General features: G+C 56.2%; 21 protein-coding genes. 10 read left to right on the top strand and 11 right to left on the bottom strand.

Annotated features, from left to right (window positions below; all coding sequences use genetic code 11):
- Nucleotides 1–4 precede the first annotated feature (4 nt).
- The 9 genes from hutH to VGR81_01465 form a co-directional block, all read right to left on the bottom strand.
- Nucleotides 5–1,534: a histidine ammonia-lyase gene (gene hutH, locus VGR81_01505; GenBank protein ID HEV2287609.1), complete on the bottom strand. Its 1,530-nt coding sequence runs from the start codon at nt 1,532–1,534 to the stop codon at nt 5–7.
- Nucleotides 1,531–1,971, bottom strand: a complete 441-nt coding sequence (locus tag VGR81_01500) for a thioesterase family protein (GenBank protein ID HEV2287608.1) — start codon at nt 1,969–1,971, stop codon at nt 1,531–1,533. Before VGR81_01500 ends, hutH begins: the two co-directional genes overlap by 4 nt.
- 59 nt (nt 1,972–2,030) lie before the next feature.
- On the bottom strand, nt 2,031–2,813 hold the full coding sequence (locus tag VGR81_01495; GenBank protein HEV2287607.1) for an enoyl-CoA hydratase-related protein: 783 nt from the start codon (nt 2,811–2,813) through the stop codon (nt 2,031–2,033).
- Between the two features lie 9 nt (nt 2,814–2,822).
- Complete coding sequence (locus VGR81_01490) at nt 2,823–3,725, bottom strand: hydroxymethylglutaryl-CoA lyase (GenBank protein ID HEV2287606.1); 903 nt, start codon at nt 3,723–3,725, stop codon at nt 2,823–2,825.
- Nucleotides 3,726–5,402, bottom strand: a complete 1,677-nt coding sequence (locus VGR81_01485) for an acyl-CoA carboxylase subunit beta (GenBank protein ID HEV2287605.1) — start codon at nt 5,400–5,402, stop codon at nt 3,726–3,728.
- Between the two features lie 247 nt (nt 5,403–5,649).
- A complete protein-coding gene (locus VGR81_01480; protein ID HEV2287604.1) occupies nt 5,650–6,063 on the bottom strand; it encodes a cobalamin B12-binding domain-containing protein in 414 nt (137 codons plus the stop codon).
- Between the two features lie 81 nt (nt 6,064–6,144).
- The gene (locus VGR81_01475; GenBank protein HEV2287603.1) at nt 6,145–7,857 is read right to left on the bottom strand and encodes a methylmalonyl-CoA mutase family protein; all 1,713 of its coding nucleotides are present in this window, start codon (nt 7,855–7,857) and stop codon (nt 6,145–6,147) included.
- 166 nt (nt 7,858–8,023) lie between these two features.
- On the bottom strand, nt 8,024–10,066 hold the full coding sequence (locus VGR81_01470) for a TolC family protein (protein ID HEV2287602.1): 2,043 nt from the start codon (nt 10,064–10,066) through the stop codon (nt 8,024–8,026).
- A 574-nt stretch (nt 10,067–10,640) separates the two neighbouring features.
- A complete protein-coding gene (locus VGR81_01465) occupies nt 10,641–11,009 on the bottom strand; it encodes a hypothetical protein (GenBank protein ID HEV2287601.1) in 369 nt (122 codons plus the stop codon).
- A 154-nt stretch (nt 11,010–11,163) separates the two neighbouring features.
- Between VGR81_01465 and VGR81_01460 the strand changes: the two genes are divergently transcribed.
- The 7 genes from VGR81_01460 (at nt 11,164) to VGR81_01430 (ending at nt 19,569) form a co-directional block, all read left to right on the top strand.
- Nucleotides 11,164–11,757: a hypothetical protein gene (locus VGR81_01460; GenBank protein HEV2287600.1), complete on the top strand. Its 594-nt coding sequence runs from the start codon at nt 11,164–11,166 to the stop codon at nt 11,755–11,757.
- Between the two features lie 51 nt (nt 11,758–11,808).
- Nucleotides 11,809–12,585: a tRNA pseudouridine(38-40) synthase TruA gene (gene truA / locus VGR81_01455; GenBank protein HEV2287599.1), complete on the top strand. Its 777-nt coding sequence runs from the start codon at nt 11,809–11,811 to the stop codon at nt 12,583–12,585.
- Nucleotides 12,586–12,598: 13 nt separating this feature from the next.
- The gene (locus VGR81_01450) at nt 12,599–14,242 is read left to right on the top strand and encodes an aldehyde dehydrogenase family protein (GenBank protein ID HEV2287598.1); all 1,644 of its coding nucleotides are present in this window, start codon (nt 12,599–12,601) and stop codon (nt 14,240–14,242) included.
- Nucleotides 14,232–15,485 (top strand): LeuA family protein, encoded by a 1,254-nt coding sequence (locus VGR81_01445; GenBank protein HEV2287597.1) that lies wholly within the window; start codon nt 14,232–14,234, stop codon nt 15,483–15,485. Before VGR81_01450 ends, VGR81_01445 begins: the two co-directional genes overlap by 11 nt.
- A gap of 103 nt (nt 15,486–15,588) precedes the next feature.
- Nucleotides 15,589–16,803 (top strand): M20/M25/M40 family metallo-hydrolase, encoded by a 1,215-nt coding sequence (locus tag VGR81_01440; protein HEV2287596.1) that lies wholly within the window; start codon nt 15,589–15,591, stop codon nt 16,801–16,803.
- A 122-nt stretch (nt 16,804–16,925) separates the two neighbouring features.
- Nucleotides 16,926–18,554, top strand: coding sequence for an amidohydrolase (locus VGR81_01435; protein ID HEV2287595.1), 1,629 nt, complete (start codon nt 16,926–16,928; stop codon nt 18,552–18,554).
- Between the two features lie 76 nt (nt 18,555–18,630).
- Entirely contained in the window at nt 18,631–19,569 is a 939-nt protein-coding gene (locus VGR81_01430; protein HEV2287594.1) for a DMT family transporter, read from the top strand.
- Here VGR81_01430 and VGR81_01425 read toward each other — a convergent pair.
- Nucleotides 19,563–20,036, bottom strand: a complete 474-nt coding sequence (locus VGR81_01425; GenBank protein ID HEV2287593.1) for a hypothetical protein — start codon at nt 20,034–20,036, stop codon at nt 19,563–19,565. The two genes, VGR81_01430 and VGR81_01425, sit on opposite strands and share 7 nt — an antisense overlap.
- Nucleotides 20,037–20,220: 184 nt before the next feature.
- Here VGR81_01425 and VGR81_01420 point away from each other — a divergent pair, with 184 nt between their 5' ends.
- On the top strand, nt 20,221–20,457 hold the full coding sequence (locus tag VGR81_01420; protein HEV2287592.1) for a hypothetical protein: 237 nt from the start codon (nt 20,221–20,223) through the stop codon (nt 20,455–20,457).
- A gap of 19 nt (nt 20,458–20,476) precedes the next feature.
- On the opposite strand, the gene VGR81_01415 is transcribed toward VGR81_01420, so the two are convergent.
- On the bottom strand, nt 20,477–21,415 hold the full coding sequence (locus VGR81_01415; protein HEV2287591.1) for a proline dehydrogenase family protein: 939 nt from the start codon (nt 21,413–21,415) through the stop codon (nt 20,477–20,479).
- A gap of 187 nt (nt 21,416–21,602) precedes the next feature.
- Here VGR81_01415 and VGR81_01410 point away from each other — a divergent pair, with 187 nt between their 5' ends.
- Nucleotides 21,603–23,543, top strand: a complete 1,941-nt coding sequence (locus VGR81_01410; GenBank protein HEV2287590.1) for a DUF1800 domain-containing protein — start codon at nt 21,603–21,605, stop codon at nt 23,541–23,543.
- 33 nt (nt 23,544–23,576) lie between these two features.
- The gene (locus VGR81_01405; protein HEV2287589.1) at nt 23,577–24,824 is read left to right on the top strand and encodes a DUF1501 domain-containing protein; all 1,248 of its coding nucleotides are present in this window, start codon (nt 23,577–23,579) and stop codon (nt 24,822–24,824) included.
- Nucleotides 24,825–24,898 lie beyond the last annotated feature (74 nt).

Here is a 24,898-nt window from a genome sequence, read left to right as displayed (position 1 = left end):
TAGTTCAGGCGAGCAGCTTCTGAAATTTGCCTTCTGCAATTAATCGTCCGACAGCGGAAATATCCGGGGCAAGGGAACGATCCGTGTGAACGACAGGTGAAACCTCGCGCACGAGTGCGTATGCCTTGCGCGCCTCCATGCCCGTGCGCAATGGAGCCTGAAGGTCGATGCCCTGGCATGCGGCGAGCAGTTCTATGGCGATCACGTTTCTGAGAGCTTCAATCATGCGTCCCAGTCTCCGCGCGGCGCTCATTCCCATGGAAACGTAATCTTCCTGGTCGCCGGATGTGGGGATTGAATCGACAGAATGCGGCGTCGAAAGCGTTTTAAGTTCGCTGACGAGAGATGCCGCCACGACTTGCGCGATCATGAAGCCGGAATTGAGCCCCGGATCAGCGGTCAGAAAGGCCGGCAGAAGGCTCGTGTGCGGATTCGTCATGTGTTCCATGCGGCGCTCGGATATTCCTGCCGCTGTCGCAAGCGCAATTGCAACTTGATCCGCTGCCATGGCCAGAGGCTGCCCGTGAAAATTTCCGCCGCTGACAACTTCACCCGAGTCCGCGAATACAAGGGGATTGTCGGTGGCGCTATTCAACTCGATGGAAATCGTCGTCCGCACTTGCGAAAGGGAATCACGCACCGCACCATGCACCTGCGGGGTGCAACGCAGGCTATACGCATCCTGCACTCGCGGATCTTTCTCCGCTGAACGATGTGATTCGCGAATTTCGCTGCCGCGGTTCAGGCGGATGAGGTTCCGAGCAGTGGCCGCCTGCCCGGGATATGGCCGAATGCGTGAAATCCTTTCATCGAACGCCGCCGGGCTTCCGCGCAGCGCGTCAAGCGAAAGAGCTGCGGCCACGTCTGCGCTATCAATCAATATTTCCGCTTCGCGGAGACCAAGCGATAGCAACGCAAGCATGCCCTGCGTCCCGTTCAGAAGCGCCAGACCCTCCTTGGCCTCGATACTTAGCGGCGCGATCCCCGCCTTTCGCAATGCCTCGCCACCGGTCAGCTTTTCGCCTTTGTAAGTAGCCTCGCCCTCTCCAATTGCCGCGAGCGCCAGATGGGCAAGCGGCGCAAGGTCGCCCGATGCACCGACAGAGCCTTGCGACGGTATGACCGGCAACGCATCGGCATTCAGCATGGCAAGTAGAGTCTCTACAACGACAGGCCGCACGCCGCTGAAGCCCTTCGCAAGTGCATTGGCGCGTAGAAGGATGACCGTGCGCGTCTCCTCGGCGTTCAGCGGAGCGCCGACACCGCAGGCATGGCTGCGCACAAGATTGAATTGCAATTCACGAATCTGGTCAGGTTGAATCCGGACTGAGGCGAGCGCACCGAAGCCTGTGTTAATGCCGTAGACCGCGTCCGCTCCGGTTGCCAGACGTTCGACTACCGCGCGCGAAGCGGTCATGCGTTCGCGTGCGTCATCTGCCAGAGTTACCTCGAAGCGTTCAAGCACAGCCTGGTACAGATGGGAAAGCGTAAGGTCGTTTCCGGAGATCGCTATCGTTCTTTTCGCGGGTGTCACGTAGCACCTGCCACGATGGTGTCTTTTGAACGTCCGATCGGGAAATAGTGCCTATATTTGTCTGGCAAACTCTTGGGACGTCCATTCTGATCGCAAATCACGTGGAGCGTCTCGCCGGTTGCGATCAGTTCGCGAGTTGCGCCGTTAAAAATCTCGTAAGAAAACGCGATCGTGCGCCTCCGTGCCTCGGTAACGCGCGTGCGTATGCGAATCACGTCGTCGAACCTTGCCGGGCGTTTGTACATGCAGCTAGCTTTAGCGACCACGACGTAACTGTCGTCTTCCAGTTCCATCTGCTTGTAACTGAATCCCATTTGGCGCATCAGTTCGACTCGCGCTACTTCAAACCACACGAAAAAATTCGCATAATACACCACTCCCATCTGATCGGTTTCTGCGTAGCGCACGCGGACGGTCGTTTCGCCAATTGTGTTCATTTCTATCGAAGCTCACCCTTGATAGAAAGCGCGACTTTTAGCAAACTGCACCTGGCGCATCAGCGCCCTCGCCACTGCGGTTTCCGTTTTTCGAGAAACGACGACAATCCTTCACGAAAATCCTCTGTGCCGCGAATGTCGGCGCTTTCACAAATCGCAATCGCAAGATCCCGCTCAATTTCCGGAGCATCCCACTGCAAAATCAAGCGCTTCGTCATGCGTAAGCTTGTCGGGCTCGAGCTGATCAACGTTCGTGCAAGCTCGTGCGCTGCATTGAGTAGCTTATCCGCAGAAACGATTTCCGTAACCAATCCCAGCCGGTGCGCCTCTGTGGCATCGAAAAGCCTTCCTGTAAGCAAGAGCTCGCGCGTCACTTTCTCTCCTACCTGCCGCAGTAGAAATACGGAAACGACCGCAGGCAGGAACCCGATGCGCACTTCCGTGTATCCGAACTTTGCCTCTGGAATAGCGAGAGTGAAGTCGCACAGCGTCGCCAGCCCCGTCCCCCCTGCGATTGCCGGTCCATTCACAGCGGCAATCAAAGGTTTCGGGAAACTATAAACGCGATGAAACATCTTGCCCATGCGCTCGGCATCAGCAATATGTTGGTCTTGCGTTTGAGTGGCAAGCGCCTGCAGCGCATCGAGGTCCATTCCCGCACAAAACGCTCTTCCTGCGCCCGTCAGGATAACGACACGAGCTTCGCTTTTCTCCGCCTCGTCGAGCGCGCCGAGGATGTCGTCAATCATCTCCGGCGAAATTGCGTTGCGGCGCTCAGGCCGGTTGAGCGTGATCGTAGCAAGCTCGCCAGTCACATCGAATTGCAGCGTTTTATAGCTCATGAATTATTTTCAGTTTGGTTTCGGTGCATCGGCCGCGTGCGCATACGATGAGCGAATTCTCCCCGTGAGTGCGCACGCCACGGCAAGCGATTTCGTATCAATGCCGGTGGAAACACCGCGCGCAGCAAGCGTCGCCAGTACAGTCTCTGTCGGAATATTGCCAACCAGCTCATCTCCCGCAAAAGGACAGCCGCCGAGACCAGTTAGCGCCCCATCGAATCGCCGGCATCCCGCTTCAAATGCGGCGAGCACTTTCTCGGCGGCGCTCTCCGGCCGGCTGTGAAGATGCACGCCAATCTCGACTCCGGCCGCACATTTCTTGGCCGATTGAAAAAGTGCCGCAACGTCGTGCGGCGATGCTGTGCCAATAGTGTCAGCCAGCGACACCGTTTGTACTCCTATTTCCTTCAGCCAGACCAGAGTTTCTTCGACGATCTCGGGTCCCCAGGGCTCATCGTAGGGGTTGCCAAAAGCCATGGAAATGTAGATCACGAGATTTCGTCCAGCGGCCTTCGTCTTGCTGCGCAACGTCTCCACTAGTGTGCGCGACTCGGCGCGCGACATATTTGCGTTGGCGCGGCGGAAATATGCTGAAACGGAATAGGGATACCCGATCGTTGTGACGCCCGGGGTCGCCAGGGCGCGTTCCAGACCTTTCTCGTTGACTACAATGCCGATAATTTCAGGCGCGGGCATGTCGGCAGGGACGTGTTTCGCTAGTCCGGCCATTACTTCCTCGCTATCCGCCATTTGCGGCACATGCTTCGGCGATACAAAGCTGACCGCATCGATGTGCCGGAATCCGAGCGCAATCAGCCGGCTCAAGTACTCGATCTTGACTTCCGTAGGAATGGTTTGTGGCAGCCCCTGCCAGGCGTCGCGTGGACACTCAATAATTGTTACAGGCTCCATCTATGTTTGCAGTACTCCTGTTTTGAATTCTGCGACGCTTGGATTGTGCGAAGCCGCGTCGAGCGCTTCCACAATCGCTTCTCGTGTTTGCGCTGGATCGATGATTGCGTCGACCCAGAGCCTCGCGGCAGCGTAGCGCGGATCGGTTTGATGTTCATAAGTTGAGCGGATGGACTCGTAAAGCTCCTTCCGTTCCTTTTCAGTGAGTTTTTTCCCGTCGCGCTCGAGTTGCTTAACTTTGATCTCCACCAGCGTCCCCGCGGCGGATTCGCCGGCCATGACGGCATAGCGCGCGCTCGGCCACGCGAAAATAAACCGCGGATCGTAAGCCTTTCCGCACATCGCATAGTGCCCAGCGCCAAAGCTCCCGCCACAAATGACCGCAATCTTCGGTACAACGCTGTTCGCGACAGCATTGACCATCTTGGCTCCCGCGCGGATGATCCCGCTCCATTCCGCTTCTTTGCCGACCATGAATCCATTCACGTCGTGCAAAAAAACGAGCGGAATCAAATTCTGGTTGCAATCCAGAATAAAACGCGCCGCTTTGTCCGCCGATTCTGTGTAAATTACTCCGCCGAACTCCACGCGCCGCTCGCCGGTTCCTGGAGCTGCGACCTGAACGCTTTTCTTCTGATTCGCGACGATTCCCACGGCCCAGCCGCCGATTCGCGCGAAACCGCACAGGACAGTTTGCCCGTATTCCCGCCTGTATTCATCCCAGCGGCTACCGTCGACAATGCGCGCAATGATTTCACGCATATCGTATTGCCTTACGGGATCGGAAGAAAATACGCCATAAATTTCCGCTTCGGGATGCTTAGGTGGCTCCGGCTCCCGATGATCGAAAGGCGCTTTCGCGCGATGTCCTGTTTTTTCGACCAGGCCGCGAATGCGCGTCAAACAGGAATCGTCATCAGGTTCGCGGAAATCAACTGTGCCGCTGATCTGCGCGTGCATCTTCGCGCCACCAAGATCTTCTGCGGAAGTTTTCTGCCCAATCGCAGCCTGTACGAGAGCGGGTCCGGCGAGAAAAAGGCCGCTGCCTTCGGTCATCAGAATGTGGTCGCACATCACCGGCAAATATGCACCGCCGGCAACGCACATTCCCATGATCGCCGTAATTTGTGGTATGCCCATCGCCGACATCACTGCGTTATTGCGAAATACGCGTCCGAAATCGTCCGTGTCCGGAAAAACGTCCTCTTGGAGAGGCAAAAAAACGCCGGCGGAATCCACTAAGTAAATCGTCGGAATCCGGTTTTCGATGGCGATGTTTTGCGCGCGAATGACTTTCTTGGCGGTCATCGGGAAAAATGCCCCAGCCTTAACTGTCGCATCGTTGGCAATAATCATCACCTGTCGGCCAGCTACGCGCCCCAGCCCTGTGATCGTTCCCGCAGAGGGCGCTCCACCCCACTCCTCGTACATCTCATAGGCGGCGTAGAGTCCGATCTCGAAAAAGCGGCTTTTCGGATCGATAAGCTTTGCGATGCGTTCCCGGGCCGTCAGACGCCCTTTCTGATGTTGTGATTCAATTGCCTTTGCGCCTCCGCCTTGCTGAATCTGCTGTTCTTCAGTTTTGATTCGGGAAAGGCGCTCGATGAGCGCGCGCCGATTTTTCTCAAAATCGGGAGAAGTGGTCTTGATGTGAGTTTCAATCACCGAGTCGGACAACGCGAATCCTCGCCCAAGATCGTTGGCTGAACCGCTACAGAGCTTTGCATTGTATCATTTCGCTCGTAAAGTTCGGGTGGGGAAGAGCTCCAAATTCAACGAACGCCGCTACAAATCAATCTGGATAGACGTGGAAATAACGTCTACGGTCGCAGCAGTCGTGTGGGCCAAACCGATCTCAAGAGCCTCTTTTGCGTGGCGTGAGCCGCTGACCCATAAAACTACGCACGGAAGAGTTCACGCGGTTTTATGCCTTCGGTGTGCTCGCCGTTAAGCGTTTGCGGATGAAGTCCACAATATCCTGCGTAGACGTGCCTGGCAGGAATACTTCGGCAATCCCCGCCTTTTTCAGTGCCGGAATATCTGCTTCTGGGATGATCCCGCCAATTAGCACGGTGACATCGCTCATTCCTTTTTCGCGCAGCAGCTCCATTAATCGCGGGCAAAGCGCATTGTGTGCGCCGGAAAGAATCGAAAGCCCAATCACGTCCACGTCTTCTTGCACCGCCGCAGAGGCAATCATTTCCGGAGTTTGGCGCAAACCTGTATAAATCACTTCCATCCCAGCGTCGCGCAGCGCCCGGGCGATGATCTTTGCACCGCGGTCATGTCCATCCAGTCCTGGCTTCGCGATCAAGACCCGTATCTTTTTTTCAGTCATTGGCTTAGCAAGGATACTTCAATTGGCGTCGCTTTGTGTACCGAAGACTTGCATCTGCAGAAGCGTGAAGGTGGAGCGCTCCTATGTAATGGCGACCTCTTCATACGTTCCAAAAATATCTCGCAACGCGTCGCAGATTTCGCCCAGGGTTGCGTACGCTTTCACTGCTTCGTAAATGTGCGGCATCAGGTTTTCAGTCCCTTGAGCAGCCTTGCGCAGGGACTTCAAACGGCGATCAACCTCCGCCATTGACCGATCCGCGCGGAGTTTGCGAAGGCGTTCAGCCTGCCGATGTGCGACCGTTTCGTCGATCTGCAGAATCTCAAGCGGTCTTTCTTCGGCGGCAAAATCGTTCACGCCGACCACAATTTTTTCCTTGCGATCGACGGATAGCTGATAACGATAGGCAGCCTCCGCGATTTCTCTCTGCGGGTACGAGCGTTCAATTGCATTCACCATCCCGCCCAACGCGTCGATTTTTTCGAAGTAATCCCAGGCGGCGCGTTCCACGTCGTTTGTCAGTTTTTCGACAAAATAGCTGCCTCCAAGTGGATCAACCGTATTCGCAACTCCGCTCTCATGCGCGATGATTTGCTGTGTTCGCAAAGCGATCGTAGCTGCGAATTCCGTCGGCAACGCCCATGCCTCATCGAGGGAATTTGTGTGCAGGGATTGCGTGCCGCCCATCACGGCCGCCAGTGCCTGAAGCGCCGTGCGCACTACGTTGTTGTATGGCTGCTGCGCCGTGAGAGAGCAGCCCGCAGTCTGCGTATGGAAGCGTAATGCCCACGAACGAGGATTCTTCGCGCCAAACCGTTCGCGCATTGTCTTGTACCAGATGCGCCGCGCGGCACGATATTTGGCGATTTCCTCGAAAAAGTCGCTGTGAGCATTGAAGAAAAACGAAAGATGAGGCGAAAAGTCATCCACGTCGAGTCCGCGCCGCAGCGCCCACTCCACATATTCGATGCCGTCGCGCAGCGTGAACGCGAGTTCCTGAATCGCTGTCGAGCCGGCTTCGCGAATGTGATATCCACTGATCGAGATCACATTGAATTTCGGCGTCTCTTTCGCGCCGAATTCGAACGTATCAATGACCAGCCTCATCGATGGTCCCGGCGGATAGATGTATTCTTTTTGCGCGATGTATTCCTTGAGAATGTCGTTTTGGAGTGTTCCCGAGATTTTTTTCCAGCTTGCTCCCTGCTTTTCTGCCACCGCAAGATACATCGCCCAGATTACGGCGGCGGGCGAATTGATTGTCATTGAAGTGCTGACGTCCGCCATTGGGATCTTGTCGAAAAGCACTTCCATGTCTGCCAATGAACTGATAGCCACGCCGCACTTCCCGACTTCGCCTTCCGAGAGGATATGGTCCGAGTCGTACCCCATCAATGTAGGAAGGTCGAACGCGACGGACAGTCCCGTCTGGCCCTGAGAAAGTAAGTAGCGGAATCGCTGGTTCGTGTCTTCTGCCGTCCCGAAGCCTGCAAACTGCCGCATTGTCCACAGCCGACCTCGGTACATGGTGGAATGGATCCCTCGCGTATAGGGAGGCTGGCCCGGATTGCCAAGGTCTTTTTCAGGCGACCATCCGGATAAATCAGCGGCCGTGTAAAGACGCTGGATCGGAAAATCGGAGATAGTTGTGAAGTGCTCGGAGCGCTCTGGGGATTTTTCCAATGTGGACTGGAGAACGTTCTTCTCCCATTCGGCCTCGGCAGGCGATGGCTTGCGAGCCGATTCCTGCTCGACGTTTGTTGTCACAGAGGAAACATGGCTTTGTTTATTCATCTCGCCCGGCTCCTGGTCTATTCGAGCGGCCCGCCACACCTTGCTTCAATCCTTCGTTCATTGTAGGGCAATGAGAAAAAGCGGGCAAGCGCTTGGGCGCACATTTCCGCAAGACAAACAAAAGGCCCCGGAGATGCTGCCTCGGGGCCTTTTGCAGGTACTGGTGCTATTGATTTGCGCGAATCCCGAACACATCACTGCCAGCCAATTGACCGTTAATCGTGCCCGGGATTAGGGGCGCGACCGGAGTGAAGTCAATCGGCATATGCACGTTGTCTGCGATATAAATGTTGTTCGCGCTTAGCGTTCGGCCCATCGCCTGATTGAAATTGACCAAAGCCGCCGCTAGGTTTGTCTTCGCTTGCAGTTCATTTAGTTTGGCGGCGTTCAAGTCGCGGGACTGCAGCACGACGTTGTAGGTCGTCGATGCACCGAGGTCAAACTTCTTCACTTCATCGTCATAAGTCTCCTGCGCAAGCTGAGTAGCTTTCGCCGTTGCAACGACTTGTGCGGCGTCCTGTTGCAACGCCGTGAGAGCCTGTCTGACGCCGACTACGATGGTGTTTTTATCCCGCTGCAGAGACACCTGCTGTTCCCGTTCGGACAATTGCGCTTGAGCATTGGCAGCTTGTGCCGATCGGTTCCTCAGCGGGAGGCTCAGGTTTAAACTCGCCTGATACGTCGGGAAACGATTGTGGAAGACATCGGAATAGGCCGTCCCCACACCGCTTTGTGTCGTATTCCTGGCGACAGTGCCGTTCGGAGTCCCAACGAATGTGGGCACGCCACCAGATAGAACCGGATTGCCATTCTGATCGATGATAGGTTCGGTGAGAATTGGGGAAAGCGTCCCGTTCGGCGTGAAGATCGCATTGGTGTTAATGCCGGCGAGCCCAGTGCTCGAGTAGCTGCCCGACAATGTCAGCGATGGCAACAGAGCATTTCTCGTTGCCCTCACTTCGACACCGTCATTGTCCAGCACAAGTTGGTCAACTTTTAACTCGGGACGGTTCGTCCAGGCTTCTTTGACGGCATCCGGAATCAAAATATTCGGCACCTGCGGAATCTCATCAAGGGTCGTGGTCGGAACGATCTCAACATTTTGAAGCCTGGGATCCATCGGATCCTTTGTAATTAAATTGAGAACTACGGTCTCTTGCTGGAGGGCGCTTGTCTGGGCTGCGATCAGTGCCTGGTTATTTGCTGCGATCTCAGACTCCGCGGTCACCACGTCTAGGTGCGCCAGGGTCCCGATTTGAAGTTGGCGCTGATCGTCATCGTATAATTTCTGCGAGACCGCCAGCGTCTGTTTTGCGACGTCCACGGCCTGCCGATCAGCCACGAGAATCCAATACTGCGTCTCCACTTGCGTAACTTCTGCAATCACGGACTCTTCGAATTGGAGCTTCCCAACTTTGGTCGTGTTTCTTGCCTCTAGGATAAACCGCATGTTTGGAAGCAGGCCAAATCCCCTCAACAGAGGCTGTTGGAAACCCACCGTAAACGTCGACTGAATTGCCGGATTGAAAAAGTTCTCTGAAATCGAAGAAGAAGTTCGGGTGTTACTAAACGTCACGTTGAGTGATGTTCCAGTATGGAGTTGCTGTGCGTATCCGAAATTGAATTGCGAGGAATGATCCTGAAGGCTGAAGAAAGTAGGCGTTGTGCCTACGCCGCTGATGAGCGCGTTATTCACAGGAATCACGCTGTCGTTAATGCCCGAGCCCGCGAAGACGACTGGGTCGAACGTGCCGCCGCCACCGCCGCCGATCACGAACTGGCCAAGCGGAGTTCCGCCGCCTTCGGCGTTGAGCAGTTGTGTCTGGTCAATCCACGGGGTGTACTCTGCCACGGTGATATTCAGATCGTTTTGGAGGTCCAGGGCGATGGCATCCTGTAGGCTCAGATCCAACTTGCCGTCGCGAACCAGCCCGTAGATGGTCGGCGTGTTGACCAGATTGGGCTGCGGCACAAAGCGCCGTGTATAAGGCGCAAAAAAATTGGGGAAAGCTCTCTTTCCCTTTGAAAAGTCCTGTCCTGCTAAGAGATTCGGGTAAGGAATCGAGCTCGGCGCCTGCGCACTGCTCGATGCCTGTCCATTCGATTGCGTGGATTGTTGGCCCGCCGCCTGGGCATAAGCAGGCATCCCCACAGCCATCCATGTCATAAGGTAAAGAGCAACGGCTATACGAATCAGCCTTCCAGTCATATAGTTTTCTTCCTCTCCATCTGATTGAGAAATATGTTGAATGCCCTAAGTGGATGAAACGTGCCGGAGCAATGATTTGTTTCAACTGATTCGATGCCAAGCGGCAATCAACCGCATCTGCGTTGTACGTGCCGAGCAGACAGAAGACAGTATTTGGGCGAGTGTTCGAAACCGCACACAATCACCCGAAATCGAACAAGTCGAGCGCTGAGTTTAACATTGATGCCTTGCATTGACAACGATTCCTGGCTGCCCTAGGCTATCGAGACGCTTTTATCTCTGGGAGATGCGGGCGATGCAGGCGGATGAAGCCAGGTCCATATTTGAGCGCGCTGGCGCGGTAAGGCACGGCCATTTCGAACTATCCAGTGGGCGTCACAGTTCGACCTATGTCCAATGTGCCCTTGTCCTCCAGTACCCTGACCTTGCAGAACGACTGGGCCGCGCCCTGGCGGATAAATTCCGCGATTCTGCGATCGATTGCGTCGTTTCTCCAGCGCTTGGCGGCGTTCTTGTCGGGCAAGAGGTCGCACGCGGACTTGGAGTTCGTGCCATTTTTGTCGAAAGAGATTCCTCAGGACGCATGGCCCTGCGCCGTGGGTTTACTCTGCAACCAGCGGAAAAAGTTCTCGTCGTTGAAGATGTATGGACGACCGGCGGTTCCACCCGCGAGACGATGAGCATTGTCGAACAGACAGGCGGACGCGTAGTCGCCGCAGCCGCCCTGATTGACCGCAGCGGCGGGCGGCTTGAACTCGCTGTTCCCGCTCGCGCCTTGATCGAGATCAACATCCCAAGCTACGAGCAGTTCGATTGTCCCCAATGCCGTGCAGGAGAAGCGATCACCAAGCCGGGAAGCCATTTTGTTCGCGCCGAAACCTGACCACTCTCGCGAATAAAAAAGCTTGCGCCTTTTCTCATTTAGGAAGATCATCTGCGCCATATTCCTTGCGTGGCTCTACTTAGAGGGTAGGTGCTTCGCAACTTTCCTAAAGCCTCTGGAGCAAGTGTCTCTAGCACGATTCGAGAGCTTCATTTTCGGTGTCTGTGTTTTTTCCGTTTATTGAATTTTCTGTTGGATTGGCAGGCGTCTTGTCGTGGCGATCGTTAAGGTTCCACAAGTCGGCCGCACTTTCATCATGCCCCGGGAGATTCAACTTCTCCTTGCCGAAATTGACGTGGATTATGCTCGATGGTCGCCGCGAAACCCTGTTTCTGTGTGGGCTCCAGCCCGTCAGGTTTTGGCCGCCTATAGACCTCAATTGGAAGAATACAAAACAGCACGCGGCTTCGCTGGCTACGATATCGTCGATCTGTCTCCCGACTCTCGCGGATTCGAAGAAATGCTCGCGAATTTCAGGCGGGAGCACTGGCGCAACGAAGACGAAGCGCATTTCGTACTGGCGGCACGCGGCTTCTGTAATATTCATCCTATCGATCGACCCGTCGTCATGGTGGAGCTCGAGCCAGGAGATCTGCTTTCAGTGGGACCTGGTGTTCGCCACTGGTTCGATCTCCGTGCTGACTGGCGCTTCCGCGCAATTCGTTTCATTACGCGTTCGGAGCGCGCACACGTGAACTATACCGGCAGCGGCATCGAAGACGACTTTGAACCGGTCTGCATGGGTCTCACGTACTTCCCATATAAGCGGCTGAAGCCGCGCGTCTCCCGCACGATTCATGCCGCATAGTTTCCCCTTTGTCCCTGCGAGAACTGTTCCCTCATGCGATAATTTCCTTGCATGCGAAATATCAAGCTGACGCTTGCCTATGACGGCTCGGCGTTTCACGGCTGGCAGATCCAGCCCGGGCTGGCGACGATTCAGGGTTCGCTGACCGATGTCATTCGAAAGATCACGCAAGAGCATATCTCCATCCACGGAGCAAGCCGCACAGACACCGGAGTCCACGCCTTGGGTCAGGTGGCCAGCTTTAGAACACAATCTGCTCTCGCGGCTGATGAATTGCAGCGCGCATGCAATGCCTTGTTGCCGTCAACGATTCGCGTCGTGGCTGCCGAAGAATTTGGCCCGGATTTTCACGCACGCTGGCAGGCGCTCGAAAAGACGTATCACTACCGCATTTTTCGCGGCTCTGTTCTTTCTCCTTTCGATTTTCGCCGCGTCTTGCACTATCCCTATCCGCTGAATGAGGCGGCGATGGTTAATGCCGCAAAGCTTTTTGAAGGCGAGCACGATTTCACGTCTTTCGCTGCGTCCTCCGGATCGGAAGATGTAGATAAGGATCGCTCTCCGGTGCGCATAATCCTTTGTTCGGAATTCGCGCGAAAACCAGAGCAGGAAGAGCTCGTCTACCTAGTCACCGGTCGCTCATTTTTGCGTTACATGGTCCGAAAGATCGTCGGCACGCTGCTTGACGTCGGCCGCGGTAAACTGTGCCCCAGCGACATCCCAAATCTCTTTGAGGCGCGCGACCGCTCGCGGTCTGGTCCCACCGTTCCTCCAGATGGCCTTTATCTCGTGTCCTTGAAGTACCCTGAGTCATGGAAAATCGGTTAGAATTCACGTAACCATGAGCGCTCCCGCTCCATCTTTTCGCAAGAGTCCCGCGCAATCGGGTGATTTTGTTGAGTCCATTGACCCCGCAACCGCTGAGCAAATCGCGCGGTTTCAGGCGATACCGATTTCGGAGATTCCCGCGGCATTTGTTCGTGCGCGTGAGGCTCAAGCCGCTTGGGCGGCGATGTCTCTTACCGAACGCTGCGCATTCCTCCGCAGATTTCAAGCAGTTGTTTTTGATCGCCGCAAAGAAATTGCCGATATCATTTGCCGGGAGACAGGGAAGCCGCGTGCCGAAGCCATTTTTGCCGAAATCATGTTCGCGCTCGACACCGCGGGCTTCCTTGCTCGGAAGTCTCCCCGCTTCCTCAAGACGCAGCGAGTTCCTCATCACAATTGGGCGCTCAAGTCCAAGCGTGGGCGGCTTCATTATGAACCTCTAGGCCTCGTCGCACTGATCACTCCATGGAACTATCCTTTCGCCATTCCTGTTGGCCAGGTTCTTCCCGCGCTCGTTGCTGGCAACGCTGTGCTCCTCAAGCCGTCGGAATTGACTTCGTGGACAGGCGCTCTCATAGCCGAACTCAGCGAACAGGCAGGTGCGCCTGCAGGGCTTGTTCAGGTCTTGCAGGGCGGAGGAAAAGTCGCCGCCGCAATCATTGAGGCTCGCCCGGACAAGGTGTTCTTTACTGGGAGCGTGGAGACCGGACGTAAAGTCGCCGAAGCGTGTGGCCGCCATCTAATTCCGTCTGTTCTTGAGCTTGGCGGCAAGGATCCCATGGTCGTTCTTGCCGACGCGGATATCGATAAGGCATCGAGCGCGGCTATCTGGGGTGGCCTCACAAACTGTGGTCAAGCGTGTTTGTCCGTTGAGCGCGTATATGTCGAACGATCTGTAGCCGAGCGATTCATTTCTCTATGCGTGCAGAAAACCAGGGATCTAAGAGTAGGTTCGAGCGCTGATTCGGAAACGGACATCGGCCCGATGGTGCGCAATCAGGAAATTAAGCGAGTCGAGGCGCACTTGCGGGACGCCGTATCGCGCGGCGCAAAAATTCTGATTGGCGGCGTGCGCACCCCGGAAAAGGGCGCGAATTTCTTCGCTCCCGCGATTGTCACAAACGTTGACCATACCATGCGCCTGATGCGCGAAGAGACCTTCGGCCCGGTCATCGCGATTCAAGTTGTCGCTGACGATGAAGAAGCCGTGCGCCTCGCAAACGATTCCGAATTTGGCCTTTCCGCGAGCGTGTGGACTCGCGACGCGAAACGTGGGCGCAAGATAGCCTCTCGCCTTCGCGTCGGTTCTGTAATGGTCAACGATGTCGCCAGTTATTACGGAATTACCGAAGCTCCTCATGGCGGCCGCGGGGCCAGCGGCTGGGGCTGCGTGCACTCCCGTCTCGGCTTGCTTGAAATGACTCATGTCAAGTACATCGATGAGGAGTTGCTGCCGCGTTTTGCGAAGTCCTGGTGGTATCGTTATGGCGATGGCCTCGCCGAGGCCGCAGATCGTTTCACCGAAATACTTTTTGCGCCAAGTTGGAAGCGTCGCTGGAAGGCGCTGGCGAGCGACGGTCACTCCCTTATGCCGCTGTTCAAGAAAAGCAGCGTTTCAAAGCTGCAAAAAAACGGGCGGAGTCGAAGTGAATCATAGCGATTTAATCTACGACTGGAACATCGTCAAAGGTCGCGACATTCCGGCGGGGCGCAATGTACTGCTCAACGATGAAACGCTCCGCGATGGTTTGCAAAACCCCTCCGTGCGCGATCCGAGCATTCAGGAAAAAATTCAAATCTTGCATCTGATGGAAGACCTCGGCATCGATACGGTCAACATCGGCCTCCCTGGCGCTGGCCCGCGCGCGTATGCGGACACCGAAGCGCTGGCAAGAGAAATTGTGTCTTGTCGCATGCGCGTTCGGCCCAATTGCGCCGCGCGCACCCACAAAAACGACATTCATCCCATCGCCGAAATCTCGCAAAAAGTCGGAATGCCCATCGAAGCCGCGACGTTTCTCGGCTCAAGCCCCATTCGCCGCCTGGTAGAAGACTGGACGGTTGAACATCTCCAGCGCACTACCGAGGACGCAGTGAAGTTCGCCGTGTCGGAAGGTCTTCCCGTTATGTACGTCACGGAGGACACAACGCGCGCCGACCCCGAGACGGTCAAGATTCTTTATTCCACCGCGATTCGCTGCGGTGCGCGCTCAATTGTGCTGTGTGACACAGTCGGCCACGCTGAGCCTCGCGGCGCATTCAATCTTGTGAAGTTTGCAATCGATGAAGTTGTGAAGCCCTCCGGCGAGAAAATTCGCGTCGACTGGCACGGGCACAATGACCGCGGCCTTTCCATCGCTAACTCTCTTGCGGCCTTGGCCGCTGGCGCGCATCAGGTTCACGCTGCCGCAAATTCGCTGGGCGAGCGTGTGGGCAATACGCCTATGGAACTGATGCTCGTGAATCTTCGACTGATGGGTTTAATCGATCGTGACCTATCGAAGCTCAAGGAGTATTCCGAAACCGTCGCGCGCGCGACGCGCACAGTTGTTCCGCCGAATTATCCCGTTGTTGGTCGCGATGCGTTTCGCACTGCAACGGGAGTTCACGCCGCGGCGATCATTAAGGCTTATCGCAAGAACGATGTCGTTTTGGCCGACTCCGTTTATAGCGGCGTACCCGCGCATCTCTTCGGCCTGGAGCAGATCATTGAGATCGGCCCACTGAGCGGACGTTCAAACGTGACGTATTGGCTCGAGAAGCAAGGCATCGATGCTACGGACGAACTTGTCGACCGTATCTTTCAGGCGGCTAAGCATGCTGAACGCATTTTGACGGACGCGGAACTTTTCGCTTTGTGCGGCTCAGCGACACACCGAAAAGCGTCTGTGAAATCGTAATTTGCATTCCTCGCAAAATCCGCGCATCGTATGCAATGCATCGGGAAAACGCGCCCTCATTAAATCCGTGAAAGTTTTTCCGCTGTTGGGTATCCTGTTGGCCATGGCAACGCTGACTGCGCGTCCCGCAAATCCCATTGACGCTCTCGCTCAGGACAAGCGCGTCGCTCGTGCCTTGGCCTGGCTCGACGGCAATGCAGGCTGGGTCACCGATCAACAGGTCGCCATCACGGAAATCCCCGCACCGGAGTTCCACGAGCAAGAGCGCGGCGCGTATCTGGCCAAGCTGTTCCATGCCAATGGCTTGGATGTGCATACGGATTCGGTTGGCAACGTCATCGGCGAGCTCGCTGGCTCGGTCGGTGACGATGTCGTACTCGTCGTCGCACATCTCGATACGGTCTTTCCGGCCGGTACCGACGTGCGCGTGAAGCGCGTGAAAGGTCGCCTCGAAGCTCCCGGAATCTCCGACGACGGTGCCGGCCTCGCCTCAATGGCCGGCGTTTTACGCGCCATCGACCAAGCGCATCTCAAGCCTCAGACATCGATTTTATTTGTAGCTGGGGTGGGCGAGGAAGGCGAAGGCAATCTTCGTGGTATTCGCGCGTTGATGAACGAATACAAAAACCGCGTCCGCGCCGTGATCGCTCTTGACGGCGCCGCGGCGGATTACGTCACGACGATCGGTCTTGCCTCCCGTCGTCTGGATATTCAAGTCACCGGTCCCGGCGGCCATAGCTGGTCGGATTTCGGATCGCCGAATCCGATCACAGCCCTCGCGCGTGGAATCGTTCAATTTTCCGCTGCGCCTGTTCCTGAGGAGCCGCGCACCACATTCAACTTTGGCGTGATGGAAGGTGGCAATTCTATAAATTCGATTCCTGCCGAAGCCAGCGTAAAGGTGGATTTGCGCTCGGAGGACGAGGCCGAGCTTTTGCGGATGGACAACGAAATTCGCAGCAAGTTTGCCAGTGCCGTGGATCAGGAAATGGCTGCTGCGGCTCCGGGAAGCGAAAAGTTGCGTCTGAAGATTAGCGTGATCGGCATCCGTCCGGGAGGAAAATTGCCCGCGGATTCGCCCTTGCTCGCTGCAATCGAAAACGCCGATCGCTTTCTCGGCAATCGTTCCCGTCTTGAGCGTTCTTCGACGGACGCGAATCTTCCGCTTTCCATCGGCATTCCCGCCATTGCCATTGGTGGAGGAGGGCAGGGCGGCGGTTCGCATTCGCTTGAGGAGTGGTATGATCCCGCTGGCCGCGAACTCGGTATGAAGCGCGTGCTGTTAACGTTATTTGGTATCGCAGGAGTCCAACCCTGAATTTGTTGCGCCGGTTGATTTCATTTGTTGCTTTCATCACCGCTGTCCTCTGCGGAGCGTTTCTTTGTATTTCATCGAATGGCCGCCCGCGCCGTCGAATCAATCCTGAAATGGGGAAGAGCATGAATGCTGCACCACGCGCCGAAGCGCTAGCTGATTTGGCGCTTATAAACGGCAATATTTATACGGTTGAATCCGCTCATCCGCACGCGCAGGCCATTGCGATTCGCGGCGAAAAAATCATCGCTGTGGGCTCCGACGAAGAAATCCGCCCATTTATTGGCGCGCAAACGCGAGTCGTCGATTTGCATGGCCGCTTCGCTATGCCTGGATTCAATGATGCCCATACGCATTTGGCTTCGGGCGGAATGGCCAAGCTGACCGTTAATTTCGAAGGTGCGAAATCGCTGGCCGAATTTCAGCAGCGCATCCGCGATTCGCTGAAAAACTACAAGCCGGGCGAGTGGATTACAGGAAGCGGTTGGGATCACACGCTGTGGCCGGAGAAGAAATTCCCGACGCGATGGGACCTCGATGCTGTTTCAAAAGATCACCCAATGATCTTCGGCCGCGTTGATGGTCACGTTGCTGTCGCAAATTCTTTTGCACTGAAGATTGCCGGAATCACTAAAAACACAAAGGATCCCCGCGGCGGCCATATCGCACTTGACCACCAGACCGGCGAGCCGGACGGAATGTTGGAAGAAGATGCCGCAATGAGTCTCGTCTATCGCCACGTTCCTCCCGCCAGCCCAGAGCGTCGCCGTCGTGCGATTGAACTTGCCCTTGCGGAGGCTGTCTCGCAAGGCGTGACGTCAATTCAGGACTATTCGACCTGGCAGGATTTTCTGATTTACCGTGACCTCAAGCAGGAAGGGAAGTTGCCGTTGCGCATCACGGAATGGCTCACCTTCACGGAGCCGCTCTCCAAGCTCGAGGAGGAGCGTCGCGAGGGCGGAATGACGGATCCGTGGCTGAAAACAGGTTCTCTCAAGGCCTTTATGGATGGTTCCCTCGGCTCTCGCACGGCCGCTATGCTTTCGCCCTATTCTGATGACCCATCCACCTCCGGCATTTTACGCATGGACCCGCTGCAGCTGAACGAGATGTCGATTGAACGCGACCGTGCCGGTTTCCAGCTGAATTTCCACGCCATCGGTGATAAGGCCAACCGTGTTGCGCTCGATGCATTTGCTGCCGTGCGCGCGGCGAATGGCCCGCGCGACCGCCGCGATCGCGTCGAGCACGCACAAATCGTGGCCCCTGGTGATTTTCGTCGCTTTGCCGATCTGAATGTGATCGCCTCGATGCAGCCCGTCCATCTGCTCGATGACGAGCGCTGGGCCGGTGCGCGAATTGGCCCGGAGCGGTCCAAGGGCGCATACGCTTGGAATACGATGAGTCGGCATGGTGTGCATCTCGCCTTCGGCACCGATTTTCCGGTCGAAGGCATCAATCCGCTTCGAGGGATTTATGCATGCGTGACCCGCGAACTGCCGAAAGGAGGTCCTCCGGGAGGATGGGAGCCTCAGGAAAAGCTTCCTCGCGACGTCTGCATTTACGATTACACCGTCGGCTCGGCCTATGGCGAATTTGAAGAAAACCGCAAAGGCCAGATCAAGCCCGGCATGTTTGCCGACATTGTTGTCTATCCCGTTGACATTTTGACCGTCGCGCCCCCGGAACTGCTTCGCACGCCCGTTGATATGACCATTACCGGCGGGCGCGTCGTTTACGAACGCCACGAATAGTGCACTGGCTTGTTCTGCTCCAGCCAGTCGCGCGGGTTGTCCGGATGACTGGAAAGCTCAGCCTTATCCCCATACAATGCCCGCTGTGAAGTCGCGCCGCATTCAAGCCGATCTTGCCTTGGCGCTTTGTGCCCTCATCTGGGGTGCGACGTTCGTCGTGGTTAAGGACGCACTAGCGGCGGCCTCTGTTTTCGTTTTCAACGCGTTGCGTTTTTCCCTCGCCGCCGCGGTCATGGCTCTCGTCTACTGGCGCGCGTTGCGCAAAATGGATCGCGCAACGTTTTTCGCCGGCGCGCTCATTGGCTGCTTCATGTTTGGCGGGTACACGTTCCAGACGCTCGGGCTCAAATTCACCACTCCCTCCAAGGCCGCGTTCATCACGGGCGCAGGCGTAGTGATGGTCCCTGTCTTGCTCGCGATTTTCTGGAAGCGTCGCGTCCATCGTTGGGTCTGGGCGGGCGCTCTGGCCGCACTTGTCGGCTTGTATTATCTGACCGTCCCGCGCTCCGGTTTCGAAGCCCTGAACGTCGGGGATTTTTTGGCTCTTGGCTGCGCTGTGATGTTCGCGCTTCACATTATTGTTATCGGCCGCTATAGCTCGCGCCATTCTGTCGGCGCGCTAAGTCTCCTGCAGGTTGGCATGACGGCCTTATTCACTTCTCTCTGCCTTCCCGTTCTCGACGCCACGCGCTGGGAGCCGCCGCGCCTCCATTGGACGCCGAATTTAGTCTTCGCAGTCTTGATCACTGCCGTAGGTGCCACGGCGCTTTGCTTTTCGCTTCAGGTCTGGGCGCAGCAATATACGACGCCGACTCACACCGCGATTCTCATCAGCCTCGAGCCTGTTTTCGCTGCGCTTACTTCCGTATGTATCGCCCACGAAGTCATTTCCCGCAGAGTGCTTTTGGGTGCCGCGCTTGTATTCATTGGGATTCTGCTGGCGGAGATGAAAGGTCCTGCGCAATCCGCTGCGGATTCGCCCGGGCCTGTTTCGGATGTTTCGCTGTCTCAGTGAGCTGTTCGCAGAATTAGTGGGTGGGGAAGCTCTACATCGAGATAAATGTTTTCCTTTGTGAGTTGAAACTGAATGCGCTCCGCCGGTCCGATGTCGCGCATATCCCAATTGTCGCTCAGTAGTGCGTTTTGCCTGCTTTCTGGATTCGGGCTCTCGAGCCGTTTGCCGTGATCCTGCAATTCCGTCGGCCCGATTTCGTAGACCTGCTTTATTTTTGCATCCACCACCAGACAGCGGTTGTCGATCTGCACTAGGACGCGATTCTTGTTTTTTTCATCCTGGTATACGTTCCAAGCCTTTGGTGGTTTTCTGCCGGTAATTTTCAGGCTGGCTTCGGCAATCGGTTTCCACGTAATTGTGTCAGTCACTCGCGCTCGAACCAGAGGAACTATGGTGACGGCCGCCATCAGTGCGCCCAGCACCGTAGTCGTTCTCCACAATCTGTTGCGTCCTGTATCTGGCTTCATCACCGGTGCCCGTTTCTCGTTTTCGCTGAGGTCGTCATGCGTAATTCTTTTCAGGAGCGAATTTCATTCATTTTTTGGCGTCACAAAGAGTCTAATCCTCCTGCTCCTGCGCAGCAATAGCGGCAGCGGCGAGTTATAATGTCGCATCGACTGTTCGTCGCTGCAGTGCGCGAGGTGTGAGACGATGCAGAGGACTCGCGTTGAGTGCTATTCAGGCTATCGCGCCGACGAGCGTCCCTTGCGTTTTTGCATTGGCGACCTCATCTATTCCGTCGAGCGCCTCGACGACAAGTGGTATTCCCCCTGCGCGACTTACTTCCGCGTCATCGCCGGCGATGGCAATACGTATGTCCTCCGCCACGGCGAAGCCGACGACATTTGGTCCATCGAAGCCTTCCGTGCCACAAGTGGAAAGTCATAGAAGTGCATTCCCTGCGTTCTCAATCTCGCGATGATTTTTGTTGCGCCGATTCCGCAATCAAGCTGCGCAGCACAAACAGGCAATTCGCAGGCCGTTCCGAAAGTCGCCGCATAAAATACGGGCACCACTGGCTCCCAAACGGAATATAGACGCGCAACGGTTGGCCGGCCGCGTGGATTTCCTCCTGCAAATCGCGACGAATCCCATAGAGCATCTCAAACTCGTAGCGATCCGCTGGATAGTTCCGCTCCCGCACGGCCTGGCGCACGTGCTCGACCATCACCGGATCATGCGTCGCAAAGATAGGGAAAAAATCGCCGGCCAGCAGTCGGTCGATCAGTTTGTGATAACTGGCGTCTACGTTCTTCTTGCCCTGGTACGCAATCTTCGCCGGCTCTCGATAGGCTCCTTTGACCAGCCGAATCTTCGGACGGAATCGGGCCAGCCGTTCGACATCTTTTTCCGTCCGAAACAGGTACGCCTGAATCGCCATACCCACGTTGTCAAACTTTCCGCAAACCGACTCGAAGATCTCGATCGTTGCGTCGGTCAGCCCCGAACCTTCCATATCCATCTCGACAGTCAAACCCAATTCTTTTGCCGTCCGTGCAATTTCCATCGTCAGGGATTCGCACATCCCGCGGTCCTGCTCCAGTCCAAGCTGTGTCGGCTTGATGGAAATATTGCCGTCGATATGCCGCGTTGAAAGCTCCCGCAGCATCGTGATGTAGCTGTCCCGTGCGGCACGCGCCTCCTCCGGAGTTTTCACGCTCTCGCCGAGTTGATTGAGGCTGATTCGCCGTCCCGTCCCGCAGATTTCTTCCGCAACGCCGAGCGCTTCCGCCAGCGTTTCGCCCGGCACAAATCTTCGCGCAAATCCGCTTTTCATCCCGCGCCGCGCGATGGCCTGCGTCACTGCCGGTTTTTTAGACAGCCAGAAGATCAGCTCGCGTACCAACTCGCCCTCACTCCCGAAACGGCATCCTATATACGGCACAGCGCCTTCGCGGTCAATGTTGTATCCGAGCGCAAAGAATCCGCCGAAAAGGCCAGGGTATTGCCGCCTTCGCGTAGTACCATTCGCCCGCCGCAACTTTCCTGACCGCGCAGGGTTAAAATCTAGGTCACAGATCGGGAGAGGAACTGTGCGAACTTCTCGTCATTCGCGGCTTTTCCGTTTGTCTCGTCGCAGCAAATCTTGCGGGCTGGCTCCTTCGCGCCTGTGTCTCGGCCTTGATGCCACGTCTTGCGCGGTAATTATCGTCGTTCTCGTTTCCTCTTTATTTGTGTTGCCGCCGGACGTTCACGCTGGAGGCGGCGCAAGAGATTCTCGCGGCGCGAGTGCCGCGAAGCCTGAATACAGTCTCCCAAAATCCTTCAAAGGCAAACTGCCCATCACCCAGCTTACTGAAGACGAGGCCATTCTTCACGCGCTCGATCGCCTCGCATACGGTCCTCGTCCCGGCGACATGGAACGCATCCGCAATATCGGCCTCGAAAAATGGATTGATGAGCAACTCAACTACGACTCCATCGATGATTCCGACATGAGCGCCCGTCTCGCGCAATTCAAGACGCTCAAAATGTCGTCAGCCCAGCTGCTCGAAGAATACCCCGAACCAAACCAGGTTGCGAAGCAGCAAGGTCTCGATCCGCAGCAATACCGCGAACAGTTTCAGCAGCAAATGCAGCAAAAGCGTCAGGAGATGCGCCAGCAGGGAATTGACCCCGCTACCATTCAGTTCGACACGCTTCCTGGTCCGCAGCGCATTCAAGTCGAACTCGACCTCGCCACCATCGACCGCGCCATTTACTCCAATCGCCAGCTTTACGAGGTCATGGCCAATTTCTGGTTCAATCATTTCAATGTCAATGCGGACAAAGGCGCCGATCGCTGGCTTATCAGCGACTACGTCGAGCACACCATCCGCCCGCACGCGATGGGCAAATTTGAGGATCTGCTTGTCGCTACGGCCAAGAGCCCGGCCATGCTTTTTTATCTCGATAACTGGCTGAGCGCTGATCCCGTCGCGTTCCAAAAGATGCAAGCCGAGCTGGCCGCGCGTCGCAGGCGCTTCGAGGGATTGTTCGCAGGTATGACGCCTCCCGCCCAGCGTGACTTTCCTCAGCCGGGCAATAGCGCAAATCAAGGTCAGCTCCCGCCGCGCAAACAGGAGCGCGGCCTGAACGAAAATTACGGCCGCGAAATCATGGAGCTGCACACCGTCGGCGTCAACGGCGGCTATACGCAAGCTGATGTCATCCAGATGGCAGACTGCCTCACTGGCTGGACCATTCGCGCCCCGCGCCGCGATCCGCAGTTTTTTTTCGACGACCGCATCCACGATCAGTCGCCGAAAGTCGTCATGGGCGTTACGTTCAATTACGGCGGCATAAAAGACGGCCTCGAAGCGCTTCACATGCTCGCAACGAGCTCGCAAACCGCGCATCACATTTCCTTTCAGCTCGCGCAGCATTTCGTCTCCGATAATCCTCCCCCGGCGCTCGTCAATCGCATGGCAAGTGCGTTTCTTTCGAGCGATGGCGACATTCGCGCCGTCCTCAGAACCATGATTTATTCTCCGGAGTTTTGGTCCCGCGAAGCCTATCGCGCCAAAATCAAAACGCCTTTCGAAGTTGCCGTCAGTGCCGCGCGTGCTCTCGACGTTCAGACGTCCGTCTCTCCTCAGCTTGTGCAATGGGTTGGCCGTATGGGCCAGCCGCTCTATCGTTGCGAGCCGCCGACCGGCTACGCGGACACCGCCGACGTCTGGGTCAACGCGGGCGCGCTTCTGAATCGCCTGAATTTCGCGCTCACGCTGGCCACAAATCACATGCCCGGCGTCGAGACGAATCTTCCGTCGCTTTTTGGACAGGATGCTGTTGCAAATCCCAATCTCGTCCTCACGCGCGCCGTGAATGATTTTCTCGGTGGCCAGGTTTCTTCCGCCACGCAGGGCACGCTCGAAAAGCAGCTCAATGATCCTCAAATTTTGCAGGCTCGGCTCGACGATCCCGTGAAGCATGTCAATGAAGGCCTGATCGCCGGCCTCGTTCTTGGTGCGCCGGAGTTTCAGCGGCGCTAGTAAGGTTTATTTCGGCCAAGGAGGTAGGTCATTATGAAGATCTCTCGGCGAATATTTCTAAAGAGCGGCGGCGTAGCCATGGTCGGCATGGCCGCTATGCCTGCATTTCTGCGCCGTGCTATTGCGGATACGCCCGCGCCTAACAAAAAGAAGCTCGTTGTCCTCTTCCAGCGCGGCGCCATGGACGGCTTGAACGTCGTGGTTCCCTTCGCCGAGCCGAATTACTATCGCCTCCGCCCAACCATCGCCATTCCCCAGCCAAAGAGTGGTGCGCAAGACGCTGCCATTGATCTCGATGGCTTCTTCGGCTTCCATCCCAGCCTCGCGCCCTTACAGCCTTTGTTTCAGGCCGGAAATCTCGCTGTCGCTCAGGCCGTTGGTTCGCCGGATCCCAGCCGTTCGCATTTTGACGCGCAGGATTTCATGGAATCCGGCACTCCCGGCGTTCGCAGCACGGAAGATGGCTGGCTGAATCGCGGTTTGCAAGGCCTGCCCGAACCGAAGGTCTCCGCATTTCGCGCCGTCGCCTTTGGGCCGTATCTGCCGCTGACTCTCCGCGGCAGCGCTTCATCCATCGCCATTCCCGACCTCAAGCAATTTCGCCTTTTCGGAAATCCGCAAGTCACCGAGGGCGGCTTCGAATCCATGTACGCGAGCACGGTCGATCAAGCATTGCACGGAGTCGGTCAGGAAACTTTTGAAGCCGTGGACTCGCTCAAAAAACTCGACCCTGACAGCTATCAGCCCGAAAACGGCGCCGAGTATCCCAAGAGCCGCTACGGCAAAAGCCTCCAGGAAATTGCCGAGCTCATCAAAGCCGATATCGGCATGGAAATCGCATTTCTCGATAGCGGCGGCTGGGACAATCACGTCAATGAAGGCGGCGTGCAAGGGCAGTTATCGAATTTGCTCCGCGACTTGGCGCAGGGCATCGCTGCGTTTCATCAGGATTTGGGCGACCGCATGGAGGACATTGTTTTTGTGAGCATGTCCGAATTCGGCCGCACCGCCCACGAAAATGGCAATCGCGGTACCGACCACGGCCATGCCAACGCCATGTTCGTCATGGGTGGTTCAGTGAAAGGCGGCAAGGTCTATACGCAATGGCCGGGCATGAGCGACGGCCAGCTCTATCAGGATCGCGATCTCGCCGTGACCACCGATTTCCGCAGCGTCCTCGGCGAGATTATTTACAAACATCTCGGAAATCGCGACCTCAGCCCCGTGTTTCCCGGCTTCGAAAACGATCCGCGCAAGTTCCTGAACGTCCTGAAGGCTTAGCGCAGAGACGAATGCGATAAAGAAAAACGGGGCTGGCTTTCGCCGGCCCCGTTCTCTTCCTGTTCGAAAGTTTC

It is taken from the genome of Candidatus Acidiferrales bacterium, from assembly GCA_035934015.1.
Classification (GTDB): domain Bacteria; phylum Acidobacteriota; class Terriglobia; order Acidiferrales; family UBA7541; genus DAHUXN01.
This window is presented reverse-complemented; position numbering and strand designations above follow the sequence as displayed.

What these genes read in the sequence shown, in the direction of transcription:
- VGR81_01500 (HEV2287608.1), bottom strand. Translation starts at nt 1,971, where the DNA reads ATGAACACAATTGGCGAAACGACCGTCCGCGTGCGCTACGCAGAAACC.
- VGR81_01495 (HEV2287607.1), bottom strand. Translation starts at nt 2,813, where the DNA reads ATGAGCTATAAAACGCTGCAATTCGATGTGACTGGCGAGCTTGCTACG.
- VGR81_01490 (HEV2287606.1), bottom strand. Translation starts at nt 3,725, where the DNA reads ATGGAGCCTGTAACAATTATTGAGTGTCCACGCGACGCCTGGCAGGGG.
- VGR81_01480 (HEV2287604.1), bottom strand. Translation starts at nt 6,063, where the DNA reads ATGACTGAAAAAAAGATACGGGTCTTGATCGCGAAGCCAGGACTGGAT.
- VGR81_01475 (HEV2287603.1), bottom strand. Translation starts at nt 7,857, where the DNA reads ATGAATAAACAAAGCCATGTTTCCTCTGTGACAACAAACGTCGAGCAG.
- VGR81_01470 (HEV2287602.1), bottom strand. Translation starts at nt 10,066, where the DNA reads ATGACTGGAAGGCTGATTCGTATAGCCGTTGCTCTTTACCTTATGACA.
- VGR81_01465 (HEV2287601.1), bottom strand. Translation starts at nt 11,009, where the DNA reads ATGGCGCAGATGATCTTCCTAAATGAGAAAAGGCGCAAGCTTTTTTAT.
- truA (HEV2287599.1), top strand. Translation starts at nt 11,809, where the DNA reads ATGCGAAATATCAAGCTGACGCTTGCCTATGACGGCTCGGCGTTTCAC.
- VGR81_01450 (HEV2287598.1), top strand. Translation starts at nt 12,599, where the DNA reads ATGAGCGCTCCCGCTCCATCTTTTCGCAAGAGTCCCGCGCAATCGGGT.
- VGR81_01440 (HEV2287596.1), top strand. Translation starts at nt 15,589, where the DNA reads ATGGCAACGCTGACTGCGCGTCCCGCAAATCCCATTGACGCTCTCGCT.
- VGR81_01435 (HEV2287595.1), top strand. Translation starts at nt 16,926, where the DNA reads ATGAATGCTGCACCACGCGCCGAAGCGCTAGCTGATTTGGCGCTTATA.
- VGR81_01430 (HEV2287594.1), top strand. Translation starts at nt 18,631, where the DNA reads ATGCCCGCTGTGAAGTCGCGCCGCATTCAAGCCGATCTTGCCTTGGCG.
- VGR81_01425 (HEV2287593.1), bottom strand. Translation starts at nt 20,036, where the DNA reads ATGAAGCCAGATACAGGACGCAACAGATTGTGGAGAACGACTACGGTG.
- VGR81_01420 (HEV2287592.1), top strand. Translation starts at nt 20,221, where the DNA reads ATGCAGAGGACTCGCGTTGAGTGCTATTCAGGCTATCGCGCCGACGAG.
- VGR81_01405 (HEV2287589.1), top strand. Translation starts at nt 23,577, where the DNA reads ATGAAGATCTCTCGGCGAATATTTCTAAAGAGCGGCGGCGTAGCCATG.